We start from the raw sequence: 14,224 nt of genomic DNA, 5'->3' as shown, positions 1-14,224 counted from the left end.
CTAGGCGACCGCTCTGCGAATAAAAAAGCCTTCGATACGATCTTTAAACATGTGCTCTAGGGCACCTGAAAAAAGAATCACCAAACCCTGAATCACAACCACAATTTCAGGTGTAATAGTGGGAATTTCAAACGCCAACTCAGCGCCACCTTGATACAAGGCCCCAAACAACATAGCCGCCAAAATAATACCAATCGGATGGTTACGCCCCATCAAAGCCACCGCAATACCAGCAAAGCCATAACCCGCAGTGAAGTTAAGTAATAAACTGTGATTCACTCCCATGATTTCATTCAACCCGACAAAACCCGCCAAACCGCCAGAGATCAACATCGCCCAAATGGTCACTTTCGCCGTATCGATGCCGGCATAGCGCGCGGCTGTTGGATTGGTGCCTAACGTACGTAATTGATAGCCCCAACGGGTGTGCCACACTAAGCCCCAAACAAATACACAACATAACAAGGCCCAAATAAACGCCAAATTCAGCGGCGAATCGCCAATTTCAATGCCTAAAGGGGACAGGATTTCATGCAAGTACGGCAGCCAAGCATTTTCCTCAAAGGTTCGACTGTTGGGCGCCATACGACCGTCTTCTTTTAGCCAGTTAACGATCAGGTACACCATCAACGACGAGGCAATAAAGTTGAACATGATGGTGGTAATTACAATGTGGCTGCCTCGGCGCGCCTGCAAATAGGCCGGTATATAAGCCCATGCCGCACCAAACACCGCAGCCCCTATGATCGCCAAGGGCGCAATCACATAAAACGGCATGGTGTGATCAAGCGACAGACAAATCAAGCCCACCCCTAAACCACCAATATAAGCCTGCCCCTCACCACCAATATTGAACAGACCCCCTTTAAACGCGACTGACACCGCCAGTCCAGTGAAAATCAAGTTAGTTGCATAGTAGAGGGTATAACCCACGCCTTCGTCATAACCAAAGGCACCGTAAATCAAATACCCAGCGGCTTCGACCGGATTTTCTCCAATGGCCAAAATCAATAACCCTGACACCAAAAAAGCCAAAAGAATATTTAACATAGGAATCAAGGCCATATTGACCCAAGCTGGTACTTTTGCCTGACTCATACATGGGCTCCTGTTGCTTCGGCAGAGGCAGTCTGACCACCGCTTTGTTCTTCATTAAATGCATTGGCCATCATCAAACCTAGAGTACGTTCATCCGCGTCTTTTGCATCAAGTTCACCGACGACTGCGCCATCAAACATCACCAAAATACGGTCACTTAACGCCATAATTTCATCCAATTCTACCGATACCAGCAAAATGGCTTTACCGGCGTCTCGCAGTTTTACAATTTGCTCGTGTATATTTTCAATCGCACCGATGTCCACCCCTCGAGTTGGCTGACCAATTAAGAGCACATCAGGGTTTTGTTCTACTTCTCGGGCAATAACGATTTTTTGCTGATTACCACCAGAAAAATTGGCGGTTTTCAAATGAGGATTAGGGGGACGCACATCCCAATCGGCCATGCGTGTGTTGCATTCGTCTAACATGGCTTTGCGGTTCATCAACACTTTGCCATTGTAAGCATCTGAGTTGTGGTAACCCAATATCGCCGCTTCGTAGGCTTCAAAGCCGGTGACCAAGCCCATTTTATGGCGATCCTCTGGCACGTGAGCCATTTTTAAATCACGCATTTGAGCCGCATCTTTTGGCGCCTTAGCGTTGATTACTTGACCCGCGAAATCGATTTCCCCTTCATCCATTAAGGTAATACCAGACAGAACATTCAGCAGTTCGCTTTGACCGTTACCGGATACACCCGCAATCCCCAGGATTTCACCAGCGCGCAATTCCAAGCTTACATCTTTCAGGCGCTTTACCCCTTGGCTGTCAAATTGCGATAAATGCTTGGCAGAAAGCAATACCTGACTTGGGTTGGCCTCGTCTTTGTTGACGGTCAAACGGACTTTTTTACCCACCATCAACTCGGCTAACTCTTCCTTTGTCGTGTGGGCCGTTTCTCGGTGGGCCACCATTTCGCCTTGACGCATCACAGACACATTGTCCGTTGACGCCATGATTTCACGCAGTTTATGAGTAATCAGTAGAACCGTCACGCCCTGCTCTTTTAAGGCGTGTAAAATACGGAATAGATGATCGGCTTCTTGCGGTGTTAATACCCCCGTTGGCTCATCCAATATCAGAATGCGTGCACCACGGTATAGAGCTTTTAGAATCTCGACACGTTGCTGCAAACCCACCGGTAAATCTTCCACAATGGCATCAACATCAATGTCTAAGCTGTATTCCTGTGCCAGCCGCTGCAACTCAATACGTGCAGCGCCTATGCCATTTTTCAGCAGTGCACCGCCTTCGGCTCCCAGCATCACGTTTTCAAGCACGCTAAAGGTTTCCACCAGCATGAAATGCTGATGCACCATTCCGATGCCCGCTTGAATCGCACCTTCAGAATTGCGGATATCCACTCGTTGGCCATCGACTTCAATGTGACCGGTATCGGCTTCATAGAAGCCATAAATGATACTCATCAAAGTGGATTTGCCCGCTCCGTTTTCACCGATGATGCCGTGAATGGTGCCTTTGGCAACGTGTAAGCAAATGTCTTTGTTTGCCTGCACGGCACCAAAACGTTTACTGATGTCTCGCAATTCGATTGCGTATGGCATGGTTTTTTTCGTCATATCTCACGTCATTTCATTTGCTTATATGGAACACTCTAAAGCAAAAAAAGCAGCGGCCAGCAAACGCTGACCACTGCTTTTTAATACGTTAGTAGTTGCAGGTATTGTCTGACATGTAGTCGTGTACCTGAATCTCACCGCTGATGATTTTCGCACGAATGTCAGCCACACTGGCTTTCATCTCTTCCGTAATCAAGCTGGCGTTGTACTCATCGCGCGCCCAATCCACACCGTCTTCCGCCAAGCCTAGTACCACAAGACCGGGCTGCCATGTACCGGCTGGAGCGTTCTTGTATGTGTTGTAAGCCGCTTGATCAACACGTTTTACCATAGAGGTCAGCATCGTGCCTGGCTGAATGTGGTTTTGGTTGGAATCCACACCAATGGCAAATTTACCTTCGTCTTTTGCCGCTTGATAGACACCAATACCGGTGCCACCGGCCGCTGCAAAGACGACATCAGCCCCTTTAGAAAACTGGCTTTTTGCCAATTCTGAGCCCTTAGTCGGGTCATTAAAGGCGGCGCCCGTAGAGCCTGTCATGTTTTGCAGTACTGTCGCGTTTGGTGTGGCGAATTTTACCCCTTGTTCATAGCCGCAACCGAATTTGCGCACCAAAGGAATGTCCATACCACCAATAAAGCCCACTGTGTCGGTTTTAGACGCCATTGCGGCCAAAGCCCCAACGATAAAAGAGCCTTCGTGCTCTTTAAAAATAACAGATTGAACATTCGGTAAATCAATCTCACCATCGATCAAGGTGAAGCTCACTTCTGGAAAGTCTTTCGCCACTTTCTCAACCGCTGACGTCATGTTAAAGCCCACCGTCACGATAGGAGAATAGCCACGCTTTGCTAAACGACGTAAACCTTGCTCTACCTGAGCCTCATTCTTTGGCTCAAATTCACGAACTTGAATCCCTGTTTCTGCGGTGTATTGTTTTACACCGTTGTAAACGCCTTCGTTAAAAGACTTATCAAACTTACCGGCTTGATCGTAGACAACGGCAGGATCTGCGGCCATGGCCAAACTTGATGAAACGGCCAATGCCGTCACAGATGCAAGAAAAACAGCTTTCATTCCAATTCCTCTTTTGTAATAGGTCGTCATGTATAATAAATAGTCGTGGTTTTAATCTGATCTAAGCAAGGACAAACTCTGCCTAATTGGTCAAAAATAAACCCATTCGAGTAATATCGCAACGAAATCTGCACATATTAGGCCAGATACCATAGCAACGTTTTGAATAAAAAAATGACTTTGCAACATAATAAGCGACAAAGTCAGAGTAAACAGCCATTCTAACGTCTAACTATAAACAAATGGTCAAGATTGGCAATGTCGACAGAATACCGTACTGCGCTGCGCTTGACGAATTTCAATCAAAGGTGCTTCGCACACAACACAAGGCTGTCCTGCTCGACCATAGACGGCCAGTTCCTGTTTGAAGTAGCCAGGTTTACCATCGCCTCCGACAAAATCTTTAAGCGTCGTTCCGCCCTGTTTAATCGCAGCAGCAAGCACCACTTTAATGCACTCGACTAACCGTCCCAAACGCGCTTTGCTGATGCTACCCGCTAGACGATCGGGACGAATGCCCGCTTGAAATAACGCTTCGTTGGCATAAATATTTCCCACTCCCACCACTACTTTACTGTCCATAATAAACGTCTTAATAGGGACTTTTCGCCCCTTGGCACGCTCGTAAAGTTGATCGACATTAAACGCTTCTGACAAAGGCTCGGGACCAAGGTGCTTAATTAACTCATGCTCAAGCCAATCATTTGTTGTCCACAATATGGCCCCAAAACGCCTTGGGTCTGTGTATCTCAGCCACACATCGTCATCGGCAAAGCAAAAATCCACATGATCATGGAACATGGGAGGTGTGTCAGCGGCAACAAAATACAAGCTGCCCGACATACCAAGGTGGACAATCAAGGTGCCTTTTTGAGTATGAATACCAATGTACTTTCCTCGTCGAGACAAATGCGTGATGACCTCACCCACCATGTCATGGCTAAGCTCAGGCGTAATCGGCCAGCGCAATTTAGGCTGTCGAATGGCAACACTGGCTAACACACGACCGACTAATTTTAGCTCTATGCCACGCAGGGTGGTTTCAACTTCGGGTAATTCTGGCATGCGTCACCTCAACAAACATAAGACAGATACAAAAACACTCAGTGTAAGGGCAAAAATGGAATCGTAGATATAAAAAAACCGACTCAATGAGTCGGTTCCTTTAACAAGAAGCAAAAATTATTTGATTTTCGCTTCTTTGTACATAACGTGCTTACGTACAACTGGATCAAACTTTTTCATTTCAAGTTTGTCAGGAGTATTTCGCTTGTTCTTGTCAGTTGTGTAGAAGTGACCAGTACCAGCAGAAGATACCATGCGAATTAGATCGCGAGCGCCTTTAGAAGCCATGATTCAGATCCTTATACTTTTTCGCCGTTGGCACGAATTTCAGCAAGAACTGATTCAATACCTTTTTTATCGATAATACGCATACCTTTAGAGGAAACACGTAAACGGATGTAGCGGTTTTCACCTTCGACCCAAAAACGGTGCCAATGAAGGTTAGGAAGAAAACGACGCTTAGTACGGCGTTTTGAGTGAGAAACGTTGTTACCTGTAACAGGACGCTTCCCAGTAACTTGACATACGCGAGACATAATTAAATACCTTTTGCTATCCAGAAGATTATTGGAAGTGTTTCACTTCCTCAGGCGGAGCATGATTCCTTATGAATCAAAAAAATCCCGTACCGAGGATATAGCGGCGCGCATTTTCCCATAAGCTCAGGTATTGAGCAATTCTTTTGTGAAAAAAATGAACAGTTCACAGCAACCCTCGTTCGGCAAGCGACACAGGTTGGCCGTCACCGACGACAAAATGATCCAACAAACGTACGTCAATCAGATCTAACGCATGGCGAATTTTATCCGTAATATGCACATCGGCTTGACTGGGTTCGGCGACGCCACTGGGGTGATTGTGAGCCAGAATCAACGCAGCGGCATTGTGTTGTAATGCCGCTTTCACCACCTCTCTTGGATAAACGGCTGCAGCATCGATGGTGCCAAAAAAAAGCTCTTCGTAACAAATAAGCCGATGCTGAGAGTCGAGAAACAGTACGGCAAACACTTCCCGTTGGGCATGGCGAAGTTGCGACGATAAATAACTGCGCACATGCTCTGCGCCATTAAACACAGTGTCGCGCATTAATTGCTCTTTGAGATGACGTTTGGACATTTCGAGGACAGCTTGCAACTGAGTGTACTTGGCGTCCCCTAACCCGAAGCCTTTACAAAAATCGGTTCGGCTGGCAGACATCAGCGCGCGCAAGCCGCCAAACTCCAACAATATTTGTCGGGCCAGCTCTACCGCGCTCACGCCACGTGTCCCAGTTCGAAGAAAAATCGCCAGTAGCTCCGAATCGCTTAGCGACTCAGCGCCTTGATTAATGAGCTTTTCGCGTGGCCTATCTTGTTCTGGCCAGTGGTTAATCCCCATGATCTACTCCTTGATACATGATAATCTTGCGTCTAACAAAAAGAAGGCGTCCTGCCTTTTATTTACTTTATCGATCACTGACCGAATTGAGAAGTTTTTTATGTCCAACCTCGCGCAAAAACGCATTTTACTCGGCATTACTGGTGGCATTGCGGCCTATAAAAGCATTGAGCTCATTCGTCTTCTCAGCAAGGCTGGCGCACAAGTACAAGTCGTACTCACCGATGGCGCGAAAGCCTTCGTGACCGAAATGACTTTGCAGGCCGTATCGGGACACCCCGTGCGCAGCGCCTTATTGGACCCTAATGCTGAGGCGGGGATGGGGCACATCGAGCTAGCGAAGTGGGCCGACTTAGTCGTGATTGCTCCAGCGTCGGCCGATTTCATCGCACGTTATGCCCAAGGTATGGCCAATGATTTGTTGACAACTCTGTGCTTAGCCACGGAGTCGCCGGTGTTGATCGCCCCCGCCATGAATCAAGCCATGTGGAAACACCCTGCAACCCAAGCCAACAGTCAATTGCTTCACGAACGCGGTGTCATGAGTGTAGGACCTGCCGACGGTGCGCAGGCCTGCGGTGATATTGGCCCTGGACGTATGAGTGAACCCAGTGACCTTTATAACGCGATGGATGCCCATTTCTCTGCGTCTCGCCAAGAACAGGACCTACTGGGACAACATTGGGTCATTACCGCTGGCCCTACGATGGAAGCCATCGATCCGGTGCGCTACATCAGCAACCACAGTTCAGGGAAAATGGGCTATGCCTTAGCCGCCGCCGCAAACGCCCGTGGCGCAAGCGTTACCTTGATCAGTGGACCGGTACAACTTCCCTCGCCACAGGGCGTGCAAGTCGTCCCAGTCAAAAGTGCGGATGCTATGTTGGCCGCTTGTGTGAACGCCATGACGTCTCAAGCGGATGTGTTTATTGGTGCCGCCGCTGTTGCCGACTTTAAAATGAAAACGGTTTGCGATCAGAAAATGAAAAAACAAGCCGATAGCGACGAACTCACCTTAACACTTGTCAAAAACCCCGACATCATTGCCACACTCGCGCAACAAAACCGTGCTAAAACCATGGTCGGCTTTGCCGCTGAAACCCACAATGTTCTTGAATACGCCAAAAGCAAGCGTGAACGCAAAGGGCTCGATATTATTATTGCCAACGATGTTTCCCGCACCGACATTGGTTTCAATCAAGACAGCAACCAAGTCACCGTTATCAGTGCAAACGATACGTGGACACCCGATAAAGCCGCAAAAAGTGACCTTGCCGTACAGCTGGTCGATTTTATTCAGCACCATTTAAGCAACCTGCATTCCTCACAATAAAAGAAGAGACAAACACCATGAGACACCCTATTCAATTAAAAATTCTTAGCGACAAAATCGGCAAAGACATTCCTTTTCCAACGTATGCAACAGAGGGATCAGCGGGCTTGGATCTACGCGCTTGCCTTGACCAGCCCATTGATCTCGCGCCAGGCGAAACCACACTGCTGCCAACGGGGTTATCAATCTACATTCAAGACCCGAATCTTGCCGCAACGATTTTGCCGCGTTCCGGATTAGGGCATAAACACGGTATCGTACTGGGCAATCTAGTTGGTCTAATCGACTCTGATTATCAAGGTGAACTGATGATCTCTTGTTGGAATCGTGGTCACAGTCATTTCACCATTGAACCAGGCGAACGCGTTGCTCAGTTGGTCTTGTTGCCCGTTGTACAAGCGGAATTTAATATTGTCAGTGAATTTGAAGGCACTGAGCGTGGCGAAGGCGGATTTGGTCACACAGGAACGCAATAAACCGTTTTTGACGAACACCACGTTCGCCCGAATCGTGCAAGACAGCCTGTTAAAAGATGAGTTTTCCTCATCTTTTTCTGTCTATACGTAGCATTCTTTCATCAATTCCCGAATTCGTTGGCGAACGAACGCTTTTTAGCTGCAAGCTTGGTTGTTTTCACACAGTTTTTTATAGTTAATCCGACAATATCAGGCTATTATTTCTACCCTAAGTGGTTGCTTACACACACGCTTCGCCTTCTTACGCAAGGTTCTGCAGTAACGGCCCTACATCCGACACAGCAAAAAAACAATGCAACATGATTGCGTGTTGGTTATTTTTGATGCACACCCCATTTTGGTTTAAAAGGAGTACCTAAGTCGTGGCTTTTTCTCGTGAATCTGCTCTAGACGTGGCGAAAGTATTAAGTGAATCGCTTCCTTACATTCAACGCTTTGCTGGCAAAACCCTAGTTATTAAGTACGGCGGCAATGCCATGACAGATGAAGCCCTGCAAGCAGGCTTTGCACGAGACATCGTTTTAATGAAAGCCATTGGTATTAACCCTATTGTCGTGCACGGTGGTGGCCCACAAATTGGCGACATGTTGAACAAGTTAAACATCGAGTCTAAATTTCTCAATGGTATGCGCGTCACAGATGCCGCCACAATGAACGTGGTTGAAATGGTATTGGGCGGCCAAGTAAACAAAGAGATCGTTAACTTGATCTGTGAAGCAGGCGGTAAAGCGATCGGTATCACAGGCAAAGACAGTCGCTTTATTAAAGCGAAAAAACTGTTTGTGAAGCACCAAGCAGAAGGCGCTAGCACCCCAGAACAAGTTGACATTGGTCACGTTGGCGAAGTGGCCAGTGTGGATACCGATTTTTTAAAGTTCTTTGAGAACAGCGACATGATCCCTGTTATCGCACCGATTGGCGTAGACGATCAAGGGCATTCTTACAATATCAATGCCGATCTTGTGGCGGGCAAAGTGGCGGAAGCCGTGGGCGCAGAAAAGCTCATGTTGCTGACCAATATTTCGGGTGTACAAGACAAGCAAGGTAAAGTACTAACCGGTTTAAGCACGGCTCAAGTAGATGCCTTGATTGCAGACGGGACAATCTACGGCGGCATGCTACCTAAGATCAGCTGTGCCTTGTCTGCCGTAAATTCTGGCGTCACCAGTGCGCACATCATTGATGGTCGAGTGCCTCACGCAACACTGTTGGAAATCTTTACTGATACCGGTGTGGGAACACTGATATCAAATGTTCAAGCGGCAGAATAAGTGTTGTTAATCAAAACACAACACTTCGTACCGTATAGGTAAAAAACTGGATTCAAGAATGAGCAGCAAAAAAAACGACCGTCGCACCGAAATACTGCAAGCCCTCGCCCACATGCTAGAAAACAGCTCTGGGGCACGCATCACTACCGCCGCTTTAGCAAAACAAGTCGGTGTGTCGGAAGCCGCTTTGTACCGTCATTTTCCGAGTAAGGCAAAGATGTTCGAAGGCTTAATCGAGTTTATCGAGGAAAGCCTATTCTCTCGTATTCATCGCATTGTTCAAGAAGAAAGCCATGTGCTGATGCGCGTAGAAATGATCATCACCCTCATACTCGGCTTTGCGGAACAAAACCCAGGGCTGTGTCGTTTGCTGACGGCCGATGCACTCGTTGGAGAGACAGAACGATTGCGTACACGAATCACGCAAGTATTTGATCGTATCGAAACTCAGCTAAAACAGGTCATTCGTGAAGCGGATTTAAAACAAGGATTGCGTCCAGCAATGGGGGTTGCACCCTGTGCCAACGTCTTGATTGCCGTAGTGGAAGGAAAGATTCGCCATTATGTGCGCAGTGGATTCAGTGTGAAGCCCATGGACATGTGGCAACAGCAGTGGGCCGTACTGGCCCAAAGCTTGATGCTAAACCGTTAATGTATAGAATTACGGATACTTTTAACGGGTGATACACTATTAGATGCCGTATTGCTGACGATACGCTTTTACGGCTTCTAGGTGTTGAGTGAACTCAGGAGAATCTTGTTCTTCTAGATAGGTCATGATGTCGTGCAAAGAAACGATGCTAATGACAGACATGCCAAAGTCGCGTTCGACTTCTTGAATAGCGGACAATTCACCTTGGCCGCGCTCTTGACGGTCCAGAGCAATCAGCACACCGGCTGGCACGGCATTGGCGTCTTGGATGATGGTCATGACTTCGCGTATAGCGGTGCCTGCGGTGATCACATCGTCGATGATCATCACTTGGCCAGCCAGAGGAGCACCAACGAGAGACCCCCCTTCTCCGTGAGTTTTTGCTTCTTTACGGTTGAAAACGTATGGTGTATCTACATTATGATGATCATACAGGGCGACTGAGGTCGTGGTGGCTAACGGAATGCCTTTGTAAGCGGGTCCAAATAGAACATCAAATGGTACCTTGGCTTCCATTAATGAGGTAGCGTAAAAGCGACCTAGTTTTGCTAATGCTTGGCCAGAGCTAAACAGGCCAGCGTTGAAGAAATACGGGCTTACGCGACCAGATTTAAGCGTAAATTCGCCGAATCGCAACACATTTTGTTCGATAGCGAATTCGATAAAGTCTCTTTGGTAAGGTTTCATGCCAACTCCAGAAAGATAAAAATAATACAAAACACAGCGCCGCCAAGAACGAGCAAAGCCATGCCAACATTGGATAGGCGCTAATATAACACACGGCTAGGAACGATAGGGACCAGAAATGAAGGTCATCAGCCTTAATGTAAACGGTATACAACAAGCAGCAGATCGCGGCTTTTTTGAATGGATGGTTCGTCAGGACGCAGATGTTGTGTGTCTACAAGACATACAAGCCGACGAGCGAACACTCACCGACAGCGTATTCTTCCCACCAGGATACAATACGTATTTTTTTGACTCTATGGAAAACCCAGAGCAAGCAGGCGTTGCTATTTACAGTAAAACTATGCCCAAAGCGATTATGACGGGTATGGGCTTTCCTGAATGCGACTTTGAAGGACGCTTTATTCAAGCGGATTTTGAGAAGGTCAGCATTGGTGCTTTTTTGACGCCTCATGGTTCAAACCACGAAGAAGCCCTGCAAGAGCATAAATATCGCTTTATGGAAGGGTTCAAAAACCACTTAATCAAAACCCGCCGTAAGCGTCGTGAGTTTATTTTTTGTGGTACAGCAAACGTGGCTCGCTCACCGATCGATGTCAGCAGTTGGTTCGTTAATCAGCGCAACTCCGGCTTTTTGCCAGAAGAGCGAAAGTGGATCAACGAGATTTTCAATGAACTGGAATATATTGACGCGTTTCGTCAAGTCAACAAGCAGGATAAACAATACACTTGGTGGCCAGATTACGAGCGTGCTTGGAAGTTAGATGAAGGGGGGCGATTGGATTATCAGATCGCCACACCTGGCATCAAAAATCTTATCCAAGGTGGCACTATCTATAAAGGTCAGCGTTTTTCCGATCATGCACCTTTGATCATGGAATACACGATCGATTAATCATCGACTAGACTCACTGGGGTTGATAAAGTGAGTCTAGTCGAGTGAAGCATCTGCTGCGATTAGTCTTCGAGGTCTAGAGGCTTGTGCCTGACTTTCAGTTTCAGTTGGTGAATGCCACCAGCTGGAATCTTATACACGTCATCAAGCGCATTAGCCGCTTCGACACACACAAAGTGACGATAGTCCTCGTCCTCCATGTCTGTGCGCTTTTTCGCCAGCTTCTTACCCGGATTCCACAAAACGGTATTTTGACTCCCTTCTGTGCTCACAACCAGTTTACGCTGTAATCCAGGGTCAACAATTTGACAGCCATCCGGCGCGGACTCATAGACACGGTCTAACGTATCACAAGGGGATATGGCCCCCATTTGTTCCGTTTGTCGGTTATCGTCAAATTTATCCACATACATCACCCCTTCAAGACCATGAACTTCCGTCGTTGTGTTGTCTGATACGTGGAAATAGGTATGGAGCGCCTCACTGATGACCATCGGCTGGTCTGATAAGTTTGCGGCAGAGAAATTAATGCGGAAACCCTTACTGGAAAAACGAAACACCTGACGCAACTCAAAGGCTTGTGGCCACATTTCTTCGATCAATGGGTGATCTTCTGATGCCAAGCGAATCACAATTTTGACGTCGCCATTTTTGAAGCGACCCGCCTCGATCAATTCCCAACGAAAATAACGCGCCAAACCGTGATTAGGTAGATCACTTTGTGTTTCATGAGCACCAAACCAAGGCCAACAAACAGGCACACCAAAATGGCGACGACTAAAGCGCCCTTCACCACCTAAATTTTCAGATTGAAACAAAAGATCTTCCTGACCTGTCGGAACAAAGCTCTCCAGATGCCCACCCCAAAGTGCGATTGCGGCGCGATAGCCGGGTTGTTCAATGAGGATTTCATCACACTTTTTTAAGCTTGCAGGGCGGATTTCTCCCCCCAAGACTTCCAACTCTTGCATCAGTCGGCCGTTCATTAACCACTCCAATAAGTATTTTTGTACGCCCATATTAACTTTAGATAACACGATTACAATAGCTTATGCTGATACAAGCCATTTTACTGAGAAGATTGCTTATATTTAAAGAAAATAACGCTTAACCTACCCCCTCTTTTGGGCTATAAACACGGAAATTTATTGACCGTTTCAACCATGATGACGGTTTTTCGCTACGGTGTCTTAATTCAGATCTCTGTGCTCATTTGAGAAGGTGTTATATTTTATGAATCCACAAAACGCAGAAAAAATGCTCATCGGCAATGACGAATGGTGTGCTTTTTTATCCCTTGGGATTCCAGCCATTAAAGCTCGCGTTGATTCAGGCGCTAAAACTTCGTCGATACATGCGATTAATATTGTGCGCTTTTTACGTGAGGATGAACACTGGGTGCGTTTTGATGTTCACCCGCTGCAGAAAAATAAAAAAGTCACCATCCACTGCGAAGCCCCCTTGGTGGATCATCGCGTCATCAAAAGTTCCAGTGGTGATAAAGAAAGTCGTCCTGTCATTCGCATCCCTTTGACGTTGGGCAACACCACATGGGACGCAGAGGTTACCCTGACAAACCGAGACAGCATGGGCTATCGGATGCTGCTCGGTCGAGAAGCCATGATGGGACGTGTTTTGATTGATCCAGAAGGTGTCTGTTTACTCGGTGAGCGCGACAAAGGGACACTCAGCGCACTTTATCCTGTTTGATCTCGCCTCACCGACAAGGGGTCACAGACACCCTAGCGCACGGCAACGTATTGGTTTCGGCCATTGTCCTTAGCCTGATATAAGGCAGCATCTGAGCGATTGAGCCACTCTGATACGCTTTTGTCAGAAGGGCTTAATTGGGACACGCCAAAGCTCATGGTCACCGACACCTCACCGGCTTGGTTTGGTAAAATAATCTTGGTCGCAGCAATCTTTTTGCGTACCGCTTCACAGAAAAAAGAGGCGCCATCTACATCGATATTCGGCAATAAAATAACAAACTCTTCCCCACCGTAGCGACTGACAAAATCGGAACTGCGCACGTTCGATGCGATCAAACGAGACACTTTCCTCAAAACGGAGTCCCCTACTGGGTGCCCATATTGATCGTTGATTTTCTTAAAGAAATCGATATCACACATCACCAAGCTACATGGCTTTTGCGATACTTGAAACGTGTTAAAGGTGTTTTTAAGGATCTTGTCAAGACTGCCGCGGTTGTGTAATTGAGTCAGCGGGTCAATTTTACTCAGCTGATCCAATTTGTCGTTGGCACTGGATAAGGACGCTTTATTAATCGCGACGTCCGTCACGTCATACACCACCAGACAAACGTGCTTTACTGTTCCGTCTACATGGCTAATCGGACGTAATGCTACGTTTTGGTACATGTTATCCGCCATGCTAGTGATAGGCCGATAGCTTTTAAAAGGAAAAAGGTGAGGACGCTGCTCCCAAGAAACAAAGATCGGTGTGCGCAAAGCAATAACATTATCCAATTTACGCTCAAGCCACGGCTTATTAATAGTAGGAAAAACATCAAACAAGGAACGCTCTTTGGCTATCGAAGAACTGACGCCGCTGTGGTTTTCCATGAAGCTGTTCCACAGTTTGATTTCATAATTCTCATCCAGAACGACTAGGCCTACGTCAATATGCTGCAGCATATCGAACAGCCAATGCAGTTCCATCATGTCTTCTGCGTTGCTGATCATGATG

At 47.1% G+C, this 14,224-nt stretch carries 16 protein-coding genes; 6 read left to right on the top strand and 10 right to left on the bottom strand.

Features of this window, described 5'->3' with window-relative positions; translation table 11 throughout:
• The 7 genes from LG368_RS04390 to radC all read right to left on the bottom strand — a co-directional run bounded on the left by LG368_RS04390 (nt 1) and on the right by radC (nt 6,201).
• Nucleotides 1-1,098, bottom strand: coding sequence for an ABC transporter permease (locus LG368_RS04390; protein ID WP_226753518.1), 1,098 nt, complete (start codon nt 1,096-1,098; stop codon nt 1-3).
• A complete protein-coding gene (locus tag LG368_RS04385) occupies nt 1,095-2,681 on the bottom strand; it encodes an ABC transporter ATP-binding protein (RefSeq protein WP_226753517.1) in 1,587 nt (528 codons plus the stop codon). The genes LG368_RS04390 and LG368_RS04385 overlap by 4 nt, the downstream gene beginning before the upstream one ends.
• A gap of 88 nt (nt 2,682-2,769) precedes the next feature.
• A complete protein-coding gene (locus LG368_RS04380) occupies nt 2,770-3,759 on the bottom strand; it encodes a BMP family lipoprotein (protein ID WP_226753516.1) in 990 nt (329 codons plus the stop codon).
• Nucleotides 3,760-4,005: 246 nt separating this feature from the next.
• Nucleotides 4,006-4,824 (bottom strand): bifunctional DNA-formamidopyrimidine glycosylase/DNA-(apurinic or apyrimidinic site) lyase, encoded by an 819-nt coding sequence (gene mutM, locus LG368_RS04375; protein ID WP_226753515.1) that lies wholly within the window; start codon nt 4,822-4,824, stop codon nt 4,006-4,008.
• A gap of 117 nt (nt 4,825-4,941) precedes the next feature.
• Nucleotides 4,942-5,112, bottom strand: coding sequence for a 50S ribosomal protein L33 (gene rpmG, locus LG368_RS04370; RefSeq protein WP_011978459.1), 171 nt, complete (start codon nt 5,110-5,112; stop codon nt 4,942-4,944).
• A gap of 11 nt (nt 5,113-5,123) precedes the next feature.
• Entirely contained in the window at nt 5,124-5,360 is a 237-nt protein-coding gene (gene rpmB / locus LG368_RS04365) for a 50S ribosomal protein L28 (protein ID WP_063332439.1), read from the bottom strand.
• A 166-nt stretch (nt 5,361-5,526) separates the two neighbouring features.
• A complete protein-coding gene (radC, locus tag LG368_RS04360; RefSeq protein ID WP_226753514.1) occupies nt 5,527-6,201 on the bottom strand; it encodes a RadC family protein in 675 nt (224 codons plus the stop codon).
• 100 nt (nt 6,202-6,301) lie between these two features.
• On the opposite strand from radC, the gene coaBC reads away from it, so the two are divergent.
• From coaBC to slmA, 4 genes are all read left to right on the top strand, one after another.
• Complete coding sequence (gene coaBC, locus LG368_RS04355) at nt 6,302-7,534, top strand: bifunctional phosphopantothenoylcysteine decarboxylase/phosphopantothenate--cysteine ligase CoaBC (RefSeq protein WP_226753513.1); 1,233 nt, start codon at nt 6,302-6,304, stop codon at nt 7,532-7,534.
• A 17-nt stretch (nt 7,535-7,551) separates the two neighbouring features.
• Entirely contained in the window at nt 7,552-8,010 is a 459-nt protein-coding gene (gene dut / locus LG368_RS04350; RefSeq protein ID WP_226753512.1) for a dUTP diphosphatase, read from the top strand.
• Between the two features lie 362 nt (nt 8,011-8,372).
• A complete protein-coding gene (argB, locus tag LG368_RS04345; protein ID WP_226753511.1) occupies nt 8,373-9,281 on the top strand; it encodes an acetylglutamate kinase in 909 nt (302 codons plus the stop codon).
• A 58-nt stretch (nt 9,282-9,339) separates the two neighbouring features.
• A complete protein-coding gene (gene slmA / locus LG368_RS04340) occupies nt 9,340-9,933 on the top strand; it encodes a nucleoid occlusion factor SlmA (RefSeq protein ID WP_226753510.1) in 594 nt (197 codons plus the stop codon).
• A gap of 39 nt (nt 9,934-9,972) precedes the next feature.
• Here slmA and pyrE read toward each other — a convergent pair whose 3' ends face one another.
• Nucleotides 9,973-10,620, bottom strand: coding sequence for an orotate phosphoribosyltransferase (pyrE, locus tag LG368_RS04335; RefSeq protein WP_226753509.1), 648 nt, complete (start codon nt 10,618-10,620; stop codon nt 9,973-9,975).
• A gap of 118 nt (nt 10,621-10,738) precedes the next feature.
• Here pyrE and LG368_RS04330 point away from each other — a divergent pair, with 118 nt between their 5' ends.
• On the top strand, nt 10,739-11,515 hold the full coding sequence (locus LG368_RS04330) for an exodeoxyribonuclease III (RefSeq protein WP_226753508.1): 777 nt from the start codon (nt 10,739-10,741) through the stop codon (nt 11,513-11,515).
• 62 nt (nt 11,516-11,577) lie between these two features.
• Here the strand turns inward: LG368_RS04330 and LG368_RS04325 are convergent, their stop codons facing one another.
• A complete protein-coding gene (locus LG368_RS04325) occupies nt 11,578-12,501 on the bottom strand; it encodes a D-hexose-6-phosphate mutarotase (RefSeq protein ID WP_226753507.1) in 924 nt (307 codons plus the stop codon).
• A gap of 247 nt (nt 12,502-12,748) precedes the next feature.
• Between LG368_RS04325 and LG368_RS04320 the strand changes: the two genes are divergently transcribed.
• Entirely contained in the window at nt 12,749-13,225 is a 477-nt protein-coding gene (locus LG368_RS04320) for an ATP-dependent zinc protease family protein (RefSeq protein WP_226753506.1), read from the top strand.
• Between the two features lie 32 nt (nt 13,226-13,257).
• Here the strand turns inward: LG368_RS04320 and LG368_RS04315 are convergent, their stop codons facing one another.
• Complete coding sequence (locus LG368_RS04315) at nt 13,258-14,220, bottom strand: GGDEF domain-containing protein (protein WP_226753505.1); 963 nt, start codon at nt 14,218-14,220, stop codon at nt 13,258-13,260.
• Nucleotides 14,221-14,224 lie beyond the last annotated feature (4 nt).

Origin of the sequence: Marinomonas algarum (genome assembly GCF_020532605.1) — a bacterium.
Classification (GTDB): Bacteria; Pseudomonadota; Gammaproteobacteria; order Pseudomonadales; family Marinomonadaceae; genus Marinomonas; species Marinomonas algarum.
This window is presented reverse-complemented; position numbering and strand designations above follow the sequence as displayed.